This is a genomic window from Mucilaginibacter phenanthrenivorans (assembly GCF_024721155.1).
GTDB lineage: Bacteria > Bacteroidota > Bacteroidia > Sphingobacteriales > Sphingobacteriaceae > Mucilaginibacter > Mucilaginibacter phenanthrenivorans.
This window is the reverse complement of sequence record NZ_JAHVAP010000005.1, coordinates 496,190-516,162: the sequence shown is the minus strand read 5'-3', so window position 1 is coordinate 516,162 and position 19,973 is coordinate 496,190. Positions and strand designations below refer to the sequence as shown.

Below are 19,973 nucleotides of genomic sequence, written 5' to 3'. Positions count from 1 at the left end.
CCAAATCCTGAATCAGGTAAGTACCTGTTTTTATTGTCTGCCCTTTACTAATTTATTTTACATTAAAGAAATCGCCCCGACAAAACCTCTTCTTGCTACTTAATATTAAACGTTGCTGTTTGCCTGATATCTCTTGATGACGCAGCGGCCAGTATCTTGTATTGACCAGGCTCAATCATCCAATTTTTTAATTTATCGTTAAAATAGGCGAGATCGTTTATAGCTATGTTTATTAAAACAGGAGCCGTTTGACCCGGTGCTATCATAATCTTTTTAAACGCCTTTAATTCTTTACCAGGGCGCAAAACCGTAGAGTTCAGTTTGCTGATATAAAATTGAACAACTTCTTTGCCTGCTACGGCGCCGGTGTTCTTAACCTTTAAGGAAACTGTTATTTTATCCCCCCTTTTATACACTTTCTTGTTAGTGACCAAATCACTATAAGTAAAATTGGTATAAGACAACCCGTAACCAAAGCAATACAGCGGATCTATGTTTTTAGTGTCATACCAGCGATAGCCAACCAGTATCCCTTCTTTATAATCAGCCGTCATATTATTACCAGGATAGGTATTTAGGGCGGTAGCGGGTGAATCACCTAACGAGACAGGAAAAGTAAATGGTAAACGGCCTGATGGGTTCACTATACCTTTTAAAACATCGGCCAATGCATTCCCTGCTTCCGATCCGTTAAACCACGACCAAACAATCGTATGATTTGATTTTTTTATTTGATTCAAATCGTACGGAGCGCCCGCCATGATTACGATAATCGTATTAGGGTTAGCTGCGCTAACCGCGTTAACCAATTCCTGCTCGCCAAAGGGCAGCTTCAAATTCTTGCGGTCATGGCCTTCGCTTTCAAACTCGCGATTAGAACCGATGCACAAAATGGCGATGTCGGTTGTTTTTGCAAGCGCCACGGCCTGGTCGATCAACATTTGGTCGGGCTGATCATAACCAGCATTTTGTGCATCCGTATTGTTTGCTAAATAATTAGCCTTGTACCCCTGGGCAAAAGTGACGCTGGCTGTTTTACCAAACCTTGATTTTATGCCCTCTAATGCTGTTATCTCGTGCTGGGCCTTTACACCGGCCCCATATCCTCCTAAAGCAAATCTACGTACCGCGTTGTCGCCGATGACCGCAATGCTTCTGATATTATTTACCTTTAAAGGCAATAAATGAGCGTCATTTTTTAACAGGACTATAGACTCTGAGGCGATGTCATAGGCGGCTTTGGCGTGCGCCGGCGTGGCAATAGACCCTGTAGAGTGATTTGAGCTCATGGATGTATGATAGATTAACCATAAGATCCTCCTCACTTTATCATCTATTGTTTTTACTGAAACCTGGCCTGATTTTACTGCCGCAAGTAGCGGCTTAGCAAAATACCACTGATCATACGGCCCACTTGAGCCCATTTCTATATCCAGGCCATTATTAGCGGCCGCAACGGTATGGTGTACTCCGCTCCAGTCGGACATTACAGCTCCTTTAAAGCCCCACTCATTTTTTAATACTTTATTCAATAAAAAGTCATTCTCTGAGCACCAGTAACCATTCAACTTATTATAAGCCGACATTACCGTGTAAGCATTACCTTGCTGTACAGCCGCTTTAAAGGCGGGGAAATATATTTCGCGCAAAGCGCGCTCATCAACTATCGTGTTTACACTATCGCGGTTAAGTTCCTGGTTATTGGCGGCAAAGTGTTTTATACAGGCTGCAACATGCTGACTTTGAATCCCTTTTACTGATTGAATGGCCAATTGGCTGTTTAAATAAGGGTCTTCGGAATAATATTCATAGGTACGGCCGCAAAGTGGCATCCTGCAAATATTGAATGCGGGCGCAAGCATTATGTTCTTTTGCCGGGCGTTGGCTTCCTCGCCTATAACTACCCCGTATTTATGTGCCATCGCCGGGTTCCATGTGGCTGCAATTGCCGAACCATTGGGTAAAAACGTGGCCGAATCGGTTGTCCAGTTGGCTGAGGCCCAGTCGAAACGTTTTATTTCTTCCCGCACGCCTAATGGGCCGTCGTCACACGTTAACTCAGGAATACCAAAACGCGGCACACCTGCCGAGGAAAATAAAGCATTGCCATGAAGCATTTGAATTTTTTCTTCCAGTGTCATTTTCCTGAGGATGTTGTTGATCTTCGCGGTAAGCGCCACCTCACTTTTATTTTGTGCCAAAACTTCGCCCGCCACTAAAAATGCCATAAAACAGGCAATGGTATATTTCATAAAATATTATTTCTTTTCATTTTGTCGATGCTATTTATCTGCGGCCGTAATTTTCAACAGCATATGTTTTAAAGCCAACTCAGTATTCCACATAGCGTGTAGTTGAAATCTTATTTTGAAAGGTAACGCATCCCATAATGTTCTAAACATTTTTGAGTGAACTTCTTAATAAGAACCAAGCCCTCGCTACACATTTTTTTCGATTCAGGCGTTGAGATAGGGTTACTGAAGAAAGCAGGATGCTCTTTAAGCAAAATACCAATTGTATCAAAATTCTCTATCAAAGCTTTAATTTCACTTTCATCTAATTCCGGCCCTTTTGAAATAGTTTGATCTTCCATATTCCTTTTTTTAATATCCTTTAGTGCTAATTGAATATATTAGTTTGAACTTGCGGAATTATGCCGGTATCACGAATAAACTCTTATTCGTGATACCGGCAGTTTTAAGTGTCATTGTCTTAAATAATTCGCGGGTTGCTGAATCAACGTTTATTTGCCTCCGGCTCCCAAAATAAAGGCTTAACGGTTTCACCAAATCGGCAGTAACAGCCCGCTTTGATCGAACATCTATTGATAAATAGCATCAATAAACCAACAACCGGACTTAATCAAATTTCCATTCATCAAACAAAAAACCCTCTCCATAAAATACAAAATAGATATTCCCTACTCCTTTAGGTATGTTCTGTTGTATTTGCGCTGAGAGCGTAGTCCAATCCTTCGCATCACATTTAAGGGAAACAAGAGCCGGGCCTTTAAGATTATTTACATAAACATCAATTTGACCTGTTCCTTTCACCCGGGCTTCGAATTTGGCAGGAATCTGTTTACTAAAATCGGCTCCCCGGACCATGAGAACTTGTTTATCTATTTGTGCTATGGCAACCATATTACCCACAATACCAGCAGTATCGAACGTAACGTGCCCCGAAGTGCCTGCCGTGGTTTCTGCTTGCTGCAGAACGAACGGATTTAATAGCTTAGTTTGTGACGGACCTTTAAAAGTTGCGTTGATCATGGGGATTTTCACGCCATTAGTTGTATCCATCGGTGCTACTTCGATACCCACATTACGAAAACCACCCTTAGTGTTAAAATAATCTTGTAAATACATGGCATGGTAAGCAAAATACCATTTCCCTTGAAACGTGAACAAGTGAGAGTGATTGTTTGTATAAGGACCCACGTTATCACCCACCGGGTGTTCGCCAGGATTCTTAAAGTAATTATCGCCATACTTCCAACTACCCGAATCTAAGGGTGTTTTACTCGTCATATAGGATATGTTGCATGCGGTTGGTGCAAGAATATTGCTATAAGGCCATACGTCGCGTTTATCCCAATTCGTACAATAGGTATAAACCCAGGTTCCATTGATAAAGTTAAGGTCGCTGGCCTCATTAAAATAAGGAGCGGGTATCTGAGAAATACTACTGGCCAAACTGATCATATCTGCTCCTAATTTGACGATTCTGGCATTACCCGGCATATAGGGTGTTTTTTTCGCTCCGCCGCCAAAAACCAGCCAGCCTGTACCTTGTTTGTCAATCACAACGCCGGGATCGAATGGAACATCGACATCCACACCGGGGACAGAGTGGTCGACTATGGCCTTTCCTAATGGGTCTTTCCAGGGGCCAACGGGAGAGGTGGAAGTAAGCACGGCTGAGCCAAAAGCGTTATTGGAGTAATACATATAGAAATGCGTTTTACCATCTGCTTCCATTCTGGATTCAATTGAAGGCGCCCATGACGAAGCAGTCCATGGTGCCAGCTTTGCTGTATTTATGAGGCCATGATAAGTCCAGTTGACCATATCATCCGAAGACATCATGACCAGTGAACGGATAGACTCGGCACTATTTGTTCCACCCGGTCCTACCTTCAAATACTGTTGATTATCATTTGTGGCATACACATAAACTCTTCCATTGTATGCTATAGCTGTTGGGTCGGCCGTAAACATAAAATCTAATAAAGGATTCCCACTATTGGTGAGAAGTTTCGGCGAAACAATTGCGAATTTTGATAGCAGATTTTGATTATCTGGCTGTGAAACTTCAATTTGCTTGACATCACCATTCGAAGTGTTGATAGTCACCATCGCCTTGCGGCCAGCCCCCGTGTTGTTAGCGTCCGCAATTAATTTAAGCGTAACATTTCCCGGGCCTCCCGATGACTTACTTATCGTGAACCATATAGTTGAGCTATTGGCTGTCGCTGTCCAATTACCATTGCTGGTGATAGAAACATTAGAACTACTTCCTTCCGACTCAAAAACAACTTGCGCGGAAGAAACAGTGAATTGAGGTTGAGGTTGAGGCGCAACCTGTTTCTTCTTACAGGAAAAAGAAAGGAATGTGAAAAAGAATTGTAAGCCTAAAAATATACCAAGACCCTTTTTCATATTTATTATATTGTTCATTTTTGTTAGTTTAATTTATCTTTTCATAATCAATACCAATCATAAACGTCAAGAAAACGGTACTGTGTAATCTGTTCACAGTACCGCTATTCCAGAAAAAGCTTTAATCCAACATTAATTTTACTTATATCCAGCCACAAGGGCATCATACATACGCTGGTCTTTTACCACATTATTAGCCCTGTCTAACATTTGCCCTACCTCCCAAAAAAATGGCAGCATACCATTCGTTTTAGCCGATTTGGTCACAAATTTTGTCCAGTCATCCACAGACCTGTTGTGCATCAACGTATCCTTAGGCATAGGCTTGTTGGGGTCGGTTCTCCTCATTGTTGCATATTCACCCAGCACCACAGGGATACCTTTATCAACAAAATCATGTTTCATCAATTGGTATTGAGCAGCGATCGCAGCCTCGTCTCCATTTCCAGGGGTGTTGTTGCGGTCTGGCTCAATAGTGGAAACATTCCCAGCCCCCCAGTAGTAAACCATCTTGCCCCAGCTTGCATCTGCATCCATTAGAGTAAATTGAAAAGGCGTATAGTCGTGCACCTCGAGCATCAACTTGTTAGGTACCGGGTCGTGAGGCATAGTAGTCATCAAAGTATGGGTTATAGAAGTATTAGTGTGAGGCCCCTGCACAACCAGCACCCGGTAGGCGTTCCTGCCTCCGGTAGAGCGAACTGCATTGATGAATGTTTCGTGATAACCATTGAGTATGGCCATTTGCTCGGCATTGTCAGCCTTAGGTTCATTCGTGCCGGCAAATATAAGATGCTCATCAAAATCACGCAAGGTTGTAGCAATCTGCTCCCAAATCGCCTTTTGCATTGCATTAACGGAATCTTTCTTTACGGCATTGACATTATCTTCCAGCCAGCCAAGATCCGCGTGAGCATTTACTATCACATACACACCATTATTCACACAATATCCAACCACTTGTTTCACCCGCGCAAGCCATACAGGGTCAATTGTTGCCTTTTTCCGATCACTTAAATGAGTCCAAACCCAGTTCATCGGAATCCGTACAGCAGTGAAACCTATTTGCTTTACAAATTTTATCTGCACGTTGGTAATAGGACCAGTCACCCAATTATTTTCGATGTCGGAGTCCATGGTATTGCCAAAATTCATTCCCATTCCCGTTCCCATTTTTGCAGCAAGTTGCACGGCAGTACTGGTCATTCCGGTCATGTCCGGCGCTATGGGCGAGGTATTATAACTTGGGTACAGGTTGGGGGGCAGGGGGGCCTGGGTAACGGTCACCCTTCTTGCCTGCCCGTTTGGTGAACTTATGTATAAAATTGCAGACTGGCTTGCACCTGTACCATTTGGCGACGTCACTGTCACATGAATAACGGTACTCCCGCTCTTGCCCGATGTAGTACTTAGTTGCAGCCACGACAAAGCAGGATTGCTTACGCTCCAGTCAGCATTGCTGGTAACGGTAATGTCCTGGCTTCCTCCTTCGGGCGCAAAAGTAATGGTCGACACGCTAACCGTGAGTTCCGGTGCCGTAGTTTTCGCCTTTTTGCATGCGAGAAGGATGATAATCGCAGTAAGAAATACTACGGATTTAAAAAAATAGTTTTTTTTCATTTATTTCTATAATTTTTATTTAAAAGAGCCCTCTGAACAATACTGTTCAGAGGATTTTCTCTTCAGCCACAATAGGCGTATTAACGGAACGGTTTATACTAACTAAATCTGCCTATCTAAGCCCTGCACGTTTTTTCAGCGAATCTAATATTTGCTTACTTCCTGCAGTATTAGTTGCCCGGTCAAATACGTTGCTGGCCATAAAAACGGCAGCACATTATTTGCTTTGGCCTTTTGTTAAATAATTTAAAAAATGCCTCTAAGAACTTACCGGCAATAAAACGGATCGGCCGGATATCCTTTTAATTTAACAGATTGATGGTCAGTAATAAATTCGCCCATAATCAATGGCATTCTCCTATCTGCAAACATTATTTTTTACTTATATCCTGCAATAATGGCATTTAGCATCCGCTGGTCCTTAACCACATTATTTTTTCTGTCTAAAGCTTGACCTACCTCCCACCAGAAGGGTAAAAGACCATTCGCTCTCATAGTTTTGGTCGAATAAGTTAGCAGTAATCCACAGACCTGTTGTGCATCGGCATATCCTTAGGATTACCCGTGTTGGTTCCGGAGTCCGTCTCCAGGTTCCATATTCACCCAGCACCACAGGGATACCTTTATCAACAAACTTCTGTTTTATCCTTTTGGAATTCAGAATCGATCACATCCTCTTCTCCAAAGGTGGGGTTGCGGTCTGGCTCAATAGTAATGCGTCTGCCCTGCATATAAAAAATTCAGTGATTTATTTTTAACCAACTTAAATGATTTTGAGTAATTTGATTTTACTCCTTCAATCTGAACTATATACAATCCTGATTTCATTGAAGATCCCATTGACAATTAGCTTAAAATTTTATTGTCTCTACTTTTCTTCCAAAGTATATCAAAAATGGAAACACAAAATGGTTGATCAGAATTTACAGCTTCACCTTTAAATTCGTTAACAAATAGAATTTGGATAAACCTTAATTGAATTGTCACATGATTGGTTCGATTCAGCCGCCAGGCTTACTTCGTTCCAGTAATTATAAAATTATCAAACATTATAGCATTAGCAGTCTCAGTATTAGGATTCATTCTGAGGCTTATTGTTTTATAATTTCCTAAAGGCAAAGCAACCGATTTTGTTTCTGCATTCCACCCTCCACCACTGGCAACTGTAGGTAGAGTTACCCAAGAAGCACCGCCATCAATACTTGCTTCAATTTTTGGTTTTACAGCACCTCCTCCATCTTCAACAACAAAATTATAAGACAGGCTTAAATTTGTATAACCAGCCACATTGATATTAGGTATGGTAACAGCAGCACCTTTGAATTCTATTTTCAATAGAAATCCGTTACCCCAACCTTGACGCAAATTTATATTGGCATCACCAGCGGTTTTTAAATTTACTCCACCATTCCATGTTCCTGCCTTTGTAGATGGTGCAAATGAATACATATAGGCATCACTAACGTAGGCAACATTTGATTCAAAATTTTCGGAATACACAGTTTGCTGTGCTTTGGCTAATATCCCTGTTGTTAGAGCAAAAAATAATAGTGCGATTTTTTTCATTTTACTTGAGTTTTAAATTATTATTAATTATTGTTTAAAAATTGTTCATTATTTGTTTGAAAAAATTGGTACAAATAGTTTTAGGTATTGGTGTTTAAACCTCTTCACTTTGTTATTTGACATTCACTTATTTTACCACTTTCAAGGTGGGTTCACCTTAGAGTGCATAGCATTAAGGGCTTCTGCCAGATCTTTGTGCCTCAATTTTATTTAGTTAAAAAGCCCCACAGCAGCTGCTGCCGTGGGGCTGTAGGTTATTTAATTTTTACACACCTAATATTGTCAATAGCGACATAAAAACCAGTTGCAGTTGGCGAAGTACTGAAATTTTCAAGGTACATATCATAAGGACCCGCACCAGTAGACCCTAATAAATCGCTTATTTGAATAAGTGATCCACCATCCCCTAATTGGTCAACTGTTGATCTGAATTCAGATAAAGGAATAGTTACGGTTTCCCAACCTTTCGTTTGAAAAGCAACCTTACTATTTTTCCATGGCTCATAACGCGCAACAAACTTGTCACCTGCAGATCTAGTTTTTATAAGAAGAGTACCCCCTTTCCATGGCTTAGCCACACTTATGTCAAATTGAAAAGCCCAGTTTGCAGGAGGATCTGTAATATTTGCCACAGGTACCCAGTGATTACCCGTATTAGAACTACCCAATGGGAAGAACGCACTTGCACCGCCAGCTAAAACAGGATTATCAATAGACATAAACTGACTATAGTCTCTTCCCATCGAACCATCAAATTCGTGAGTGTTCCAAGGCCCATTTAAATTTTCATTTGGCGCCCAGCCAAAACCAAAATTATCACCCCACTCAAAATCTCCTAAAAGACCTACTTTATCGTTATTTTGAGTATTTACTTTATTAAAAGTAGCAGCCGTTCCAGAACTGGTAACAATGGTCACTGGTCCACTTGAGTAGCTGTTCTCATCTGGAGCCGAAAACTTAACATAAGCGCCACGTGGACCTTCTGTGAAATTAGTAATAGTAGCACCGCCAAAAGAAATTGACTGGATACCCTTAAGGTAAGCACCATAAACATAAACCGAATCACCAAGTTTGGGATTAACGTAGGAAATGCCATAAATGACTGGGTTCGTAGTTATGGTATACGTGGCCGTAAAACCTTTAGTCGTTACTACTACCTGCTTGGTGCTTTGTACTCCACTCGGCATCACAAAGCTAATAGTGTCTCCGGACAAAGTCGTATTAAAGTGTGGAACGGGAAGTCCTGCATACGTCAAGGTCTTTACAAATAGTAAATTCCCACCAAAAAGATAAACCGAATCGCCCGGGGCGGCAAATGCATCTGAAAGGCCCCAAACAACAGCTGCTGGCGGACCCAGTTTAAAATTAAACGTGGCGACCCCCCCTGCTGTTGTAACCTTTACGGTATACAGCTTGCTGGTGTCAACAGTTGAATACTTTATCCCGGGAATTTGCACAACGAGGCTTTTATCCGCAAATAATACAGAATTGAAAGTTGCGGGCACACCGTCAAATTCTATTCGGGTTGTAGTTTTTAAATTCTGCCCGGTTATCACCACCCATTGGCTGGTTGGAACGGCACTGGTTAAAACAGTGTCATTTGGTGAATGAACATAAGTCCTAACGGCCGTAATTACCGGTGGGTTAGAACCCTCTGTGTTTTTTTTACAAGCTGGCAATAAAGCCACCACCATCAGTAATAGCGGCAATAAATACAAGCGGATGTCTAAATTTTTTTTCATGTTAATATATTTTTAAATGTTAATAATTAATAACTAATAATTAATAACCAATAATTAATAATAAGGTACCGGTGGATCCAACAATTTAGGGTCGGAGACCATCTCAGATGCCGGAATTGGCAGCCTAAATGAACTTATGGTTGCAGGAAGCGCAGTTGGCGGGGCAGTAGTATCCCTTTTAGCAACTTTCGTTAGCGTGTCATAAGTAAACGAAATACGGGCATGATTAACATCCGCACTATTAACGAACTGTACGGCATTAGCCGGATCATAATAAGAAAACCTAACCAGGTCTGGCCAGTATTGCCCTTCATAAGCAAGTTCAATTCTTCTTTCTTTACGCAGTGTTGTAGCGTCCAGCGTCGTAACAGGATCTACGCCTGCCCTTGTCCGCACCAGGTTGAAATATTTAATGGCATCCCCACCGGCGATACTTGAATTATTCCCAAGAAGCGCCTCGGCATACACCAGGTACACATCGGCCAACCTAAGAATTGTATTGTGTTCAATATCCGACCAGGCATCCATTGATGGAAAACCGTTATCTTTTTCGGTGCCAATGACGTGTTTCTTCAAGCCCGGATCGGTTGCATGATAACCACCATCGATTTGATCTAATTCCGGATAACGATCCCCTGTGAGCATAAAAGTAGCTTTGCGGCGTATGGAATCTTGATGCGAATAATTCAGGTACAAATCGTAGGTTGGCTGCAGGGGCTCCCATGCGCCTCCCCGTTGAGGGGTAAGTATTGAATTTGGCGAAAAAAGGAGTTGTATGGCGTTGCCCTGTCCATAACCCACGCCCCCAACCCATTGTAAAGAAAATAATGATTCAGGGTTATCGTTGTTTACCGGCCTGAAATAGTCATAATAACCTTGATGGTTCGCATCAAGCTGCCCAAAAAGCTTTAAATTGCTATTATTACACACATTGCCGGCGTACTTTATGGCACTGTCAAGCAATTTCTGGTCGCGGTTCCCGCCACTTTTGCCTAAACCTGCCATTGTTAAATACACCTTGCCCAGCATCCCTTGTGCCGACCAGGTAGTTACCCGGCCTTTGTCATCCGTTTTTGGAAGATTATTTGCTGCATAAGTCAGGTCGTTGGCAACGAATTTATAGACATCCGAAACAATATTGCGGTTAAGCAGCGGATTTTTTAGCAGTTTGCTGTTATCTTCGATAATTGGCACGTCTCCAAAATAAATCGCCAGGTGATAATAAGCTACGGCACGAATAAACCTTGCCTCGGCTATAGCCGCATTTTTGTCTTTTACCGAAATGGACGAAGGCGCATATAGCTGTATAGCATTAATAACGCCATTACATTGCGCTATACAATTGTACAAGCCAACCCAGCCATTGGTCACAAGATTATTTGAGCTGGTAACGGTACGTGTAAAAAGCTGTACCAAATCGCCATTATACGGAAAACTGCCGTTACCAGCCAATACGTCGCCAAGTTGTATCCAGGCCTCATTGCTAAATTGCCACCAGGTGGCACCGCCGTACAGGCTTGCCGTAGCCAGCCGTAAATCGGAAGTGGTTTTATAAAATTTAGCAGAATTGATCTGCGAGTTGGACGGACGGTCCAAAAAACTCTTTTTACATCCGGCTATTGCGGCTGCAAATAGCAGGATGATGATGATGATTTTGTGAATTGATTTCATAAACATATATTTTAAATCGATAATTGTTTTATTATTTTACGGTTATGTTTGCCCCCATGGTAAATATCCTCGGCTGCGGATAATAACCGCCGTCCCATCCTGCCTGAAGCGGGTTCCACGAGCCTATCTCAGGATCCATGCCCTTATATTTTGTAATTACAAATACATTAGCCACAGTAGCGAACACCCTAGCTGAATTCACGCCTATTTTTGACAAAAGGTTTGGTGAAAACTTGTAACCTAGTGTAATATTTTTGCAACGCAGGTATGAAGCATCCTCAAACATCAAACTATTAGGACGGAAATTACCGTTGGTATTATCATTTCTCAAACCTATAATCGTTGTTTTTGGGTTGGTAACATAAACATTGTTAACATCGGATGCAGAGCCGCTGGGATCTACCAAAGCCAAATGTGCATAGTTCAATACCGATGTAAAAAAAGTGCCATTATTTTGCGGATCGTTTTCCGGTACAGCCATTTGATTGAATACCTTGTTGCCATAGCTGCCGCTGAAGAAAATATTCAAATCGAAATTTTTGTAGGTAAATGTATTATTGATACCGTACTGGAATTTTGGGAGTGGCGAGCCCAAAAAGGTTTCGTCCCTTGAGTCGATAATACCATCGCCATTCCGGTCTTTAAACATAGCGTCGCCGTACCAGATACCTCCGCCTGCTGCAGAAATCGGATAGGGTTTACCGTTCGCGTCAGCAGGCCGGGCATGTGTTTGAAAATCACTTGGCTTTGAAAAAATTCCGTCAAATACATAGCCATAAAATTCGCCAATGGGCTGGCCCACCACTGTTTTTTCAATTATGTCGTTAACCTGTGGAAGATAAGTTTTCTCGCTTAAGTTAGCCTGGGCTCCACCAGCACCTAAACTGGTCACTTTATTAATATTCCGCGATATGGTAAAAGCGGTTTTCCAGCTAAAATTTTTAGAACTAATATTGGTAGAGTTGATCTGGAAGTCGACCCCTTTGTTGCTTAGCGAGCCGACATTGGCATAAGGCGCTTGCATGGACCCCGGCCCCCAACCCGCTACAGTACCAGAGTATTCCGGAAGCGGCACCTGTAATAAGAGGCCGTGTACTTCGCGGTCATAAACATCGAGTGTAAAACTTAACCGCCCATTAAAAATTGTTGCGTCAATTCCTGCATTATAATAATGTGTTTTTTCCCACTTCACATCCGGATTTGCCATATTGCTTTGAAACTGTGCTGTACCTGATAAGCTACTTTCAACCGTGCTAAGTTGGGTTATATAGGTATTGCCCGGTATGCCCTGGTTGTTAGTCACCCCATAACCAAGCCTAAGTTTCAATTCATTAACAGCCTTCACATTTTTCAAAAATGCCTCGTTATTAATTTTCCAGGCGAATCCACCCGAATAGGTAGTAACCCAACGATTGCCAGGCGCAAAATTCGAAGAACCATCATTCCGTACGTTGCCTGTTAGCGTGTATCTGTCTTTCAAGGAAACATTGACACGGCCGAACCAGGATTCCTGTCCAGAGCCGCCGGTAGGGTTCGATTGTGAATTATTGCCGGAGTTTGTGGCCGTGGTATATTCACCGGCATCAATCGCCTGTACATTGTCTGAAGCAAAATTCCTTCGCCCGGCGCTAACATATCCGAAAGTGCCCGCCTGCGCTTCGTGCCCTGCTGTAGCATCGATATGAACATTTTTGAAATTATGATAGTAATTTAAAAAGTTGCGCACTACCATATAAATATTTTGGCTCCAAAAAGTGGAACCATAGTTTTGGCTGACGTTATTTCTACCAAATTTAAAAGTTGGTGAAAACCTATCTTCTGTACCAAAATCGAAGTTACCGGATACCTCACTCCGTAGTGACAGTTCTCTTGCCAACTGTATTTCGGCATATACATTGCCGAATACTTGATTCCTCTTTCTTTGGTCTTTGATAATTTTTGCTAATGCCACCGGGTTGGGAAAAGCTGCTACCCAACCGTTGGGGTCGGTTTGACCACCATAGGAGCCGTCTTGGTTGACTACCGCAATATCAGGGGTAACGCTTAGCGCGGTATTGATTACACTTTGACCGGTCGCAGCTACATTTTCATCAATATGCGTCAACTGAAGGCTTGTCCCTATTTTTAGCCATTTAGTTGTTTTATTGTCCAGATTCAGCCGTACCGAGTATCTTTTAAAATCAGAGCCAAGGGCTATCCCTACCTGGTCAAAATACCCGGCTGACAGTAAATAATTGGTTTTGTCGTCTCCACCGCTTACAGTAATTTCGTGGCTCATCTCCGGCGCTCTCCGGAATAATGCACTTTGCCAGTCGGTACCAGGGCCTAAATATTGAGGATTGGCAAATTGGGGCCTGAAATCAAAGCCCCAGGCAACAGACCGGTCGTTAATGATAGACGCAAACTGCGGCAAATTCACCGTGGGCATCCGCTTTGCTATTTCCTGGAAACCGGCATAGAAATCATAAGCTATCTGCGGCGCACCGGCTTTACCCCTTTTTGTAGTGATAATAACTACACCATTGGTTGCCTGCGAACCGTATATGGCTGTTGCCGAAGCATCCTTCAATACATCTATCGATTCAATATCATTAGGATTGATAGAATTTAATGGATTAGAACCATTCCCGGGATCGCCGACCGGTGGAATAATGATACCATCTATTACGTACAATGGCGCATTAGCGCCGGTTATTGACGACACACCACGTATTTGAATAGACACGCCGCCGCCGGGTTGGCCCGATATCTGCTGTACCACAACGCCTGCAACTTTACCCTGCAGGGCCTGGTCAAATGTAGTTGGTTGGGTTTGACGCAGGTCTTTCCCCGATATTGAACTTATAGAGCCCGTACCGTCTTTTCTGGCTATCGGTTTGCCATAACCAATAACAACCACTTCGTTTAAGTTACTGGATGTTGAACTCAACTTAACATCTATTTTGTCGGATTTTCCAACTGTTACTTGCTGAGGTGTATAACCTAAATAACTAAAGACGAGTATATCGCCCTGCTTTGCTGTTATTACATAACTGCCATCAATAGCAGACATGGCCGCGGTTGAAGCCCCTTTGACTTGAATACTAACCCCCATCATCGGATCAGCGTTGTCGGCGCTTGTTATCTTTCCGGATATACGGAGGCTTTGCGCATAGCTTGAAAAACATAGCAACATGCTTGCTATAAATAACGAAATACCATACTTCATTCTTCTTTGTAAATTTTCATCCATCTTATAAAGGAGTTTTAATGTTTTTTAATAATTGGTTCATTTTTGGTGTTTGTTAGGTTTTTAATCTCGGTTTTTCTTCATAGTCTAATAGGGTGGTCTTTATTGGGTTTGAAATTTGTTGTTCAATATTATTTAATGTCTCAACCAGGTGTACTGCCAAAAAGCCAGGCGGTGCAATTATCCGCTCGTATCAAAAAGGCTTTATATTGAGGCTACCCTAAAGCGGGAAAACTCTCAAGTAAAAACATTCCTGCAGGGTGAAAAAATCAAAAAACCGATAAACGTGTAAATGGCGTTTTTTAGGCATAATCAAAATAATTGGTTTATAAATCTTGGTTTACATATAATAAGTTGGGACGTATTATATTGGGGTAAAGTTACCTGCAAGCCTAGATCGCCGGGTGTGCTAATGTGGGTGATTGGTGTGAAAAATGTCAATCTTACTAAAAATCAAATAATTGATAATCAGATATTTAACAAAAAAATGAAAAATAAAAATTACGCTGACCCTTTGCAAAAGGCAGTTTTTTTTCGAAACTATAAACTATTTGAATTAGTGGGATTTATGTGAGAAAATCAATCTATACTTTCCAGGTACTCGGAAGGTGTCATCGAAAATTCTTCTTTAAATACTTTAGAAAAATATTTCGCATCATTGAAACCTACCTCATAGGCGGTTTCGGCTATGGTGAATTGTTTTGTAAGTAGGAATTGTACTGCTCTTTTTAACCTTACCGACCTAATAAACTCAACCGGGGTTTTGCCAGAAAGATTAAAAACTTTATTATATAATGCTGTACGGCTCATATTCATCTGACTGCTTAGCAATTCAACTGAAAAGTTGGTATTTGGAATATTCTCTTCAATTACCGTCAATAACTTTTTCATAAATTTCGTATCGGGAGTTTCGATTTCCAAATCGCCCGGTTTCGCTTCAATTTGCCTTTGATATGTTTCTTTTACTACCTGTTGATTTTTAAGCAAGTTATGAACCTTAAAGCGTAATATGTCAAAATTAAAAGGCTTGGAAAGGTAGTCATTCGCCCCGGTCTCCAAACCGGCCAGTTGCTTTTCATCGCCGGTAAAGGCGGTAATTAATATAAATGGTATATGTTCGGTGCGTTTATCGCCGCGGATCTTTTTACAAAAATTAATACCATCAATTTCTGCCATGTTAATATCACTTATGATCAGATCGGGATGTAAAGCCAGTGCCTTTTGCCAGCCGTCTTTACCATTTACGGCTTCAGCAATACCATATGAATGCTTAAGATCATCTTTTAGACAGGCCCTGAAATCGGAATTATCCTCTACAATTAAAATGGTAATATTTTTATTGCGTTTTTCCTGACTTGGCCTGTCGGGCTTAGGGGTTTCCACTTCTTCGGGGGCATTTTCAATACCGGTAAAATTATTTTGGGGGGATATCTTTAATGGCAGCCGCACAATAAAACAACTCCCTTTTCCATATTCGCTTTCGACAGAAATGGCGCCACCCATCAGGTCAACAAACTCTTTAGTAATTGACAAGCCAATACCACTTCCCTGGTTGATTAACGAAGGGGGCATGTCATTCTGAAAAAACCGCTCAAATATTTTATTGTGTTTTTCAGCCGGAATACCGACACCTGAATCTATTACCTTAATTTCAAGTAAAGTCATTTCCACGCTATTGGATTCCAACAACTTTGCTTCAACTGCTACGTTACCGGAGTCAGGGGTAAACTTAAATGCATTTGAAAGCAGGTTAAAAAGTATTCTTTCAATTTTATCCTGATCAAAAAAAGCAAATCCCGAATCAGTATCACACTTAAATAAAAAACTGATATGTTTTTTATCCGCCAGATCGGTAAATAAGTCGCATGCTTCTTTAATAATTTTAATGATATCGGCTTCACGCAGGTCAAGCTGAAGTTTTTTTACTGTCATTTTACTAAAATCCAATAGCTGGTTAATCATATTAAGCAGCCGCTTAGAATTTTCGTGGATCAATTGAAGCTTTCGCCGACTATAATTATCATCGGCCTGTTTTAACAACGTTTCAACTGGTGCCATAATCAAGGCGATAGGCGTTCTGAATTCGTGACTAACGTTGGTAAAAAAATCTATTTTCATCACATCCAGTTCGTGCTTATCCTGTGCTTCCTTTCGCTCACGCTCGATCTCAAACCGGGTTTCGATCTTTTTAATGCCTTGTTTGCGGATGTAATATAATATCGCTATGATGGAGAAAACATACATAACATAGGCGATTGGCGATTTCCAGAACGGGGGCAATACTTTAATTTTTAATTTTATATAGCTGGGTTTCCATTTTCCCTCCTGGCCAATGGCCCGTACCTTAAAAATATAATTGCCTCCATCAAGGTTGGTGTAGGTAGCCTTCCGGGTAGCATAGTCTGCGGTAAGCCACCCTTTATCAAAACCTTCCATCATATACTGATGCGTTATTTTATTGGGGTTAAAGAAATTTAAGGCGGCAAATTCAATAGTAAATACATTTTCGCTGTGATTCAGCGTTATCTCCTGTGTGGCCGAGATTGCTTTAGGTAATATGACATGGCCGTCAACTTCTTCATTGGCTGCTATACTTTTGTTGAATAGCTGAAAATCGGTGAAAATTAATTTAGGCTCATCGATATTCAGATGTATACTTAGTGGGTCGAAAATATTGAAGCCGTGCGAGCCGCCAAATACCAATTCCCCTTTATTGGTTTTTAAGGCCGCATTTAAACTGAACTCTTTGCCCTGCAGGCCATCTGTTTCATCAAAGTTTTCAAATTGAAACTTATAGGTGCCATTGCCCGGGGGCAACGTTATCCGGCCCAGCCCGTTTGCTGTACTTAGCCACATGGCGCCCCTGTTATCTTCCAATACATTCAAAACCTGGTTGTCGGGCAACCCGTCCTTTTTCGTCAGCGAGATAAAACGATTGGTTTCGGCGTTCAATATGCTTAGTCCGTCCCTTGTCGCTATCCACATTAGGCCCCGGCTGTCCTGCGTGATACTATGGATGTCATCACTGATCAAACCATTAGGGTCATTTTTCTTTTTATTATAATGTATAACGCGACGTCCATTTTTTAATATTTTATCTATCCCAAAGTATCCTCCTACCCAAAGATTACCTTTGGTGTCCTCAAAGAGTGCGGATATTAAAGGCGCCCTGATATCCGTTTGTTTAATGGGAGGGGAAAATATTTTTTTGTCTCTGTCAAATATTTGCAACCCCGCCCCAAAAGTGCCTATCCATAACCGGTTCGATGAATCTTCCAGGATATTCCATACCCGGTCATCAGCAATGCTCGTCGGCACCTTGTCATTATGTTTGTAGTGAATAAATTTTCTTCCGTCAAAATGATCCAGCCCCCCAAAATAGGTACCTATCCATAGTTGCTGATCATGGTCAATACATAAGCTTACAATAATATCATTGCTGAGGCTGTTCGTGTTTCCCCGATCGTGTTTGTACTGGGTAAACTTGCCTGTTTTGCGATCAAAATAAATTAAACCGCCTCCATTGGTCCCAATCCATAAGTTACCGTTTTTATCTTCAACAAATTTATTAACATCTTCAAAACCAACACTCGCGGGATCTGAAGCAAAGTGCCTGTACAACGGGAACCTGATTATATTCTTATGATAATAACTTACGCCCTCTTTAAGCGTACGGGCCCACATAATGCCTGTGTTGTCTTTGTAAAGCGTTACAGTATTTTGTCCCAATGATTTTGGGTCATCTTCCCTATTTAGTAAATAAGTAATTTTCCCGCTTTTTTTATCCAATAAGTTTATGCCGCCATGATCAGTAGAGATCCACATGAGGCCGTCGTCGGCCTGAATAATACTAGTGATGATGTTCGATGTAAGCGGTGTTTCTGACGATTCTTTTGTGATGTACCTAAACCGTCCTGTTCGTCGGCTGTAATAATACACGCCGGAATCCATGTTGGGGGTAAACACCCAGAGATCGCCGTCACTGTCAATAGTTATCGAGTAGTCCCTACCCTTATTATTAGCAGCTTTTTTAAAAATATCTGTATGGTACGTAATTGCATTGCGTTTTACATCAAATAGCTCTATTACGCCGTCGTCATAAGCAAGCCATATATTGCCGGTTGTATCCTGCACCATGTCTGTAACAAAACTTGAATATAAAGATGGATTGGAATTATGACTATGATAATAACGCGTGGCTTTTTTTTTCAGCTCATTATACCTGCAAAGGCCAGACCCAGAACATAAAAACCAAAAGTCGCCTTTGCCGTTGTGAAGTATCTTGGAAGCGAACGGATACCCCGGAAGTTTGAAAGAATCGATCGCTGACGATACATCATTATTAAACTGCTCCGTTTCGGGATCATAAAAGGAATATCCACTCGGGGTTGTTATCCATAATTTTTTGTCAGGCCCTTCAAAAATATTATTTATGAAGCCGTCATTAATGGAGTTTTTGTTATTTACGTCGTGCTTGAATACTTTAAAAGTATAACCGTCATAACGGTTAAGTCCCGAAGGCGTGCCGAACCACATGAAGCCCTCAGAATCCTTAAAAATGCAGGTGACCTGGTTGTGCGACAGCCCGTTGCTTATGTTGAGCCGTGAAAACTGGTACTGGCTGTTTTGCGCAAAAGCATTTATATATGCTAAAAATGATATGACTGCAAGAAGAAAATAAAATTTTGCGCGCATCAAGGTATTGTTGAAAGGCCGAAAGTTAATAGTGTAACTTGCATGGCAGTATACTAAAGTAATCTATTTGTTACAGAAGCTGGCAATTTAGCACAATAAAATAGATAAGCTTTAATTTTATATTTTACATGAAAATTTACGTAAAATTATTAAATAAATGGATTATCAAAATAAAAATATGGCTGTCATATTTCGATGCTTTGACGAATTGATCGGGAAAAGACAGAACCGCCAGGACCGAAATTGTTTGGATAGGCAACACGCAAAAAATAATAACTACCAGCGGATAAAACACATTCGATAAAACCGTAACCGTTATAAAATATACACAGCAGGATGAAAGATCCAACCAGTTGCCGGTCCTGTTGAAAAACCCACCAAAACCTTCCAGAAAAAGAAGATTCGCGGCACACAAACTGCTGCCTATAAAAAATTACAGGCGATCAAAATCAGTTAGTTATGTTATTACAGCTGCGGCTTAGGTTAACATTTCACTCTCTATTTTCTGACTTTTTTACCCATCGCCCATTTTTCTCTTTTATAATTTTACCGCCAGGTTAATAACCCAATGCTTAGCAAAAATATTACTAAAGAGATTTGCAGTCATTCCAACCGTTGTGTTGGCTGATTTTAAAGCGCACTTTTTTATTAACTACCTTTTTCGCAGGGCGAAAAAGGTAGTTTAACCAATTAAACAAATAAACCGGTCCAGACCTGTTTTATTCTTATTGAAAAATGAAACTAATGTTAGACTCATCCCTGTTAGGGATAGTAACTGCCTTATTATTA

9 protein-coding genes are annotated in these 19,973 nt (G+C 41.2%); all 9 read right to left on the bottom strand.

Annotated features, from left to right (window positions below):
• Window positions 1-95: 95 nt before the first annotated feature.
• Window positions 96-2,252, bottom strand: a complete 2,157-nt coding sequence (locus KXD93_RS14375) for a glycoside hydrolase family 3 C-terminal domain-containing protein (protein WP_258137846.1) — start codon at window positions 2,250-2,252, stop codon at window positions 96-98.
• A gap of 110 nt (window positions 2,253-2,362) precedes the next feature.
• Window positions 2,363-2,593, bottom strand: a complete 231-nt coding sequence (locus tag KXD93_RS14370; protein ID WP_258137844.1) for a hypothetical protein — start codon at window positions 2,591-2,593, stop codon at window positions 2,363-2,365.
• A gap of 265 nt (window positions 2,594-2,858) precedes the next feature.
• Entirely contained in the window at window positions 2,859-4,679 is a 1,821-nt protein-coding gene (locus KXD93_RS14365; RefSeq protein WP_258137843.1) for a family 43 glycosylhydrolase, read from the bottom strand.
• Between the two features lie 120 nt (window positions 4,680-4,799).
• Window positions 4,800-6,281 (bottom strand): cellulase family glycosylhydrolase, encoded by a 1,482-nt coding sequence (locus KXD93_RS14360; protein ID WP_258137842.1) that lies wholly within the window; start codon window positions 6,279-6,281, stop codon window positions 4,800-4,802.
• A gap of 1,014 nt (window positions 6,282-7,295) precedes the next feature.
• Entirely contained in the window at window positions 7,296-7,847 is a 552-nt protein-coding gene (locus KXD93_RS14355) for a hypothetical protein (protein ID WP_258137841.1), read from the bottom strand.
• Between the two features lie 254 nt (window positions 7,848-8,101).
• Window positions 8,102-9,589 (bottom strand): glycan-binding surface protein, encoded by a 1,488-nt coding sequence (locus KXD93_RS14350; RefSeq protein WP_258137839.1) that lies wholly within the window; start codon window positions 9,587-9,589, stop codon window positions 8,102-8,104.
• Window positions 9,590-9,643: 54 nt separating this feature from the next.
• On the bottom strand, window positions 9,644-11,260 hold the full coding sequence (locus KXD93_RS14345; protein WP_258137838.1) for a RagB/SusD family nutrient uptake outer membrane protein: 1,617 nt from the start codon (window positions 11,258-11,260) through the stop codon (window positions 9,644-9,646).
• Window positions 11,261-11,291: 31 nt separating this feature from the next.
• Window positions 11,292-14,492, bottom strand: coding sequence for a SusC/RagA family TonB-linked outer membrane protein (locus tag KXD93_RS14340; RefSeq protein WP_258137837.1), 3,201 nt, complete (start codon window positions 14,490-14,492; stop codon window positions 11,292-11,294).
• Between the two features lie 576 nt (window positions 14,493-15,068).
• Entirely contained in the window at window positions 15,069-19,184 is a 4,116-nt protein-coding gene (locus KXD93_RS14335; protein WP_258137836.1) for a hybrid sensor histidine kinase/response regulator transcription factor, read from the bottom strand.
• Window positions 19,185-19,973 lie beyond the last annotated feature (789 nt).

What these genes read in the sequence shown, in the direction of transcription:
- KXD93_RS14375 (WP_258137846.1), bottom strand. Translation starts at nt 2,252, where the DNA reads ATGAAATATACCATTGCCTGTTTTATGGCATTTTTAGTGGCGGGCGAA.
- KXD93_RS14370 (WP_258137844.1), bottom strand. Translation starts at nt 2,593, where the DNA reads ATGGAAGATCAAACTATTTCAAAAGGGCCGGAATTAGATGAAAGTGAA.
- KXD93_RS14365 (WP_258137843.1), bottom strand. Translation starts at nt 4,679, where the DNA reads ATGAACAATATAATAAATATGAAAAAGGGTCTTGGTATATTTTTAGGC.
- KXD93_RS14360 (WP_258137842.1), bottom strand. Translation starts at nt 6,281, where the DNA reads ATGAAAAAAAACTATTTTTTTAAATCCGTAGTATTTCTTACTGCGATT.
- KXD93_RS14355 (WP_258137841.1), bottom strand. Translation starts at nt 7,847, where the DNA reads ATGAAAAAAATCGCACTATTATTTTTTGCTCTAACAACAGGGATATTA.
- KXD93_RS14350 (WP_258137839.1), bottom strand. Translation starts at nt 9,589, where the DNA reads ATGAAAAAAAATTTAGACATCCGCTTGTATTTATTGCCGCTATTACTG.
- KXD93_RS14345 (WP_258137838.1), bottom strand. Translation starts at nt 11,260, where the DNA reads ATGAAATCAATTCACAAAATCATCATCATCATCCTGCTATTTGCAGCC.
- KXD93_RS14340 (WP_258137837.1), bottom strand. Translation starts at nt 14,492, where the DNA reads ATGGATGAAAATTTACAAAGAAGAATGAAGTATGGTATTTCGTTATTT.
- KXD93_RS14335 (WP_258137836.1), bottom strand. Translation starts at nt 19,184, where the DNA reads ATGCGCGCAAAATTTTATTTTCTTCTTGCAGTCATATCATTTTTAGCA.